This window comes from Grimontia marina, from assembly GCF_900060185.1.
GTDB classification, from domain to species: domain Bacteria; phylum Pseudomonadota; class Gammaproteobacteria; order Enterobacterales; family Vibrionaceae; genus Enterovibrio; species Enterovibrio marinus.
In genome coordinates, this window is sequence record NZ_FIZY01000234.1 from 1 (window position 1) to 641 (window position 641).

Here is a 641-nt window from a genome sequence, read left to right on the forward strand (position 1 = left end):
CAGGGTCAGTGACCGTGATAGTCCCGGTTGTTGAGGTATCCTGGTCAGTGACCTGTCCGGTGGTGTCCCCGGTGACGACAGCCGCATCATTGGTGCCGGTCACGGTCACCACAATCTCATGGGTTGAACCGTCAGAAGCGGTGAGGGTAAAGGTGTCGTTGGCCTCTTCACCTTCCGGCAGGGCTTGCGCTTTGTCTGGGTCTACCGTGTAGGTCCAGTTCCCATCCACCAGCGTAAAGGTGCCGTAGTTGCCTTCCATGGTGACATTGTCGATGGTGGCGGTGTCGCCACTGTCAGGGTCAGTGACCGTGATAGTCCCGGTTGTTGAGGTATCCTGGTCAGTGACCTGTGCGGTGGTATCGCCGGTGACCACCGCCGCATCATTGGTGCCGGTCACGGTCACCACAATCTCATGGGTTGAGCCGTCAGAAGCGGTGAGGGTAAAGGTGTCGTTGGCTTCCTGTCCTTCTGGCAGAGACTGGGCTTTGTCCGGATCGACGGTGTACGTCCACTCGCCGTCCACCAGTTCAAAGGTGCCGTAGTTGCCTTCCATCGTGGTATTGCCGATGGTGGCGGTTTCGCCACTGTCAGGGTCAGTGACCGTGATAGTCCCGGTTGTTGAGGTATCCTGGTCAGTGACC

The 641-nt window shown here is 58.5% G+C and carries 1 protein-coding gene; it reads right to left on the bottom strand.

Going from position 1 to position 641, the window contains the following annotated elements; genetic code table 11:
* Positions 1 to 641, bottom strand: a 641-nt coding sequence (locus GMA8713_RS26145) for a VCBS domain-containing protein (RefSeq protein ID WP_198159609.1), incomplete at both ends; no start/stop codon positions are given.